Annotated in this window: 1 protein-coding gene and 1 pseudogene; one reads left to right on the top strand and one right to left on the bottom strand. The window is 63.3% G+C overall.

From position 1 onward, the window contains the following. Window positions 1-1,576 (bottom strand): annotated as a pseudogene (locus tag ACWELQ_RS44705) (hypothetical protein); the annotation flags it as partial. Window positions 1,577-1,733: 157 nt separating this feature from the next. Here ACWELQ_RS44705 and ACWELQ_RS44700 point away from each other — a divergent pair. Then, window positions 1,734-1,988, top strand: a 255-nt coding sequence (locus ACWELQ_RS44700) for a D-aminoacyl-tRNA deacylase (protein ID WP_452403023.1), incomplete at its 3' end; no start/stop codon positions are given.

Genomic DNA, 1,988 nt, shown 5'->3' with positions numbered 1-1,988 from the left:
ACAGATCGGTCGAATGCATCGACTCGAGCGCCTGCAGAATGGACGGGAGTTGCTGCGCCACCGTCGAAATGCCCGTGGTCACACCGCTCATGAGGGAACTCAGCACGCTGGTGAGCTGCGACATGTCCGAGCCGGAACCCGAACTGCCGGAAGCCGTGCCTGCCTGCGGCACCGATGAATTCGGGTTCGTGCCATTGGGATTCGTCCCGCTCGGATTGGTTCCGTTGGGATTGGTTCCGTTCGGATTCGTGCCGTTGGGATTCGTGCCGTTGGGGTTCGTGCCATTCGGATTCGATCCGTTCGGCTTTGCCGCGTTCGGGTCGGGCTTGTTCTCCAACGGCGGGACGTTCGGGGCCTTGTACTGGCTCGCGGTACCGCCACCACTGCCGTCACCACCACCGCCACCGCTGTGCGAGCCACCGGTGTCCTTGCTGCCGTCGTTCGTCGGTTTCGTTCCGTCGGTGGTCGGCTTGGTGCCGTCGGTGGTCGGCTTGGTGCCGTCCGTGGTCGGCTTAGTTCCGTCGGTGGTCGGCTTGGTGCCGTCCGTGGTCGGCTTAGTTCCGTCGGTGGTCGGCTTGGTGCCGTCGGTGGTCGGCTTTGTCGGCGTAGGAAGCGGAGTAGGTACGGCGAGCTTCGGCACCGTGGCGGCGGTGTCCCCCAACGGATCGTGATAGACGTGGTTCCACTTGTCGCGGTAGTCGTCGGTATCCGGATCGGCGCAGTCGGGCTCCTCCTCCTGATACGGCATGTTCTCCTGGGTGGAGGTCATCCAGGTCGAGGTGAAGTTCAGCAGATCGCCCGTGGTCTTCATGGTTTCGACGAACGGACCCAGATCAGCGCAGTACTGCTTGACCGCGGCCTGCGCGGCATCGGAACCGCTACCGGGCAGGGTGCTCTTCCAGGTCCCGTCGAGGGTCTGGACATTGTTCTGGAAGTCACCGATGTACTTGTCGGTCTGCTCGCTCAACCACTTCCACGTCTCACCCGCGGTCGCGTACGGGCCCGGATCCATCGACACGCCGAGGTTGTACATGTCGCCCCAGCTCAGCGACTTCTTGCCCTCGAGGTGCGGCTCGATACCCACCTTGGCTTTCGCCTTGTCGTCCCGGAACTTCTTCAGATCGTCCGACATGTGGACGGAGTCGTCGATGTCGTTGGGATCCTTGGCGCCCGGCGGTTTCGAATTGAGGTCCGTGGCCTTGGTCGGCATCGTGATCTCTTTGAACCGGTCCGCGTTGCCGTCATCCGCCATCAGATAGGCGCGCCCGGCTTGGTAGAAGGTGTCACCCATATCGGTCAGCACCGCGACATGGGCGTCGAAGTCGTTGATCAGCGCGGTCCCCGACTGATTGAACGCGTGCGTCAGCAGCTTGCCGGAGGACAGCGTGCCGATGTCCTTGAGTGAGTCGAGACCGGCACCCTCGGCTATCTTCTTGAGCGCCAGCAGCTGCCCGATCAGGTCGGAACAATAGCCCGCACCCTGCGCCGCCGCCGTCGGATCGAACTCGAGGGTCCCCGCCTTCGCCGCGTTCAGGAGCCCCGGCCAGGCTGTCTTGTCTTTGTTATCGTCTGCCATCGGTAACTACTGTCGCTCCGCCCAGTTTTCCGCTATCCGTGCCAGCACAGCCTACTGTCGTGAACTCCCGGTGGCGCACAATGAAATTCGGGGCATGCTCGGCTGCTCGAGGATAGCGCCGCGGGCCCGGGCGCGCCGTCTGAGAAGATCGATTCCTATGCGAGTACTGGTGCAGCGGGTGACGTCGGCGCAGGTGAGCGTGGATGGTGAGGTGGTCGGGCGGATCGACCCGGCCGCGCACGGCGCGCCGCAAGGATTGGTGGCCTTGGTCGGCGTCACCCATACCGATACGGAGGGCATTGCGAAAGCGCTGGCCGACAAGCTGTTCCGATTGCGGATTCTCGAGGGTGAACGGTCGGCAGCTGATCTGGGTGCGCCCATTCTGGTGATCAGTCAATTCACGCTATACGCC

This window comes from Nocardia sp. NPDC004722, assembly GCF_053601505.1.
The sequence above is the reverse complement of the archived record's forward strand: the minus strand, read 5'-3'. Positions and strand labels throughout refer to the sequence as shown.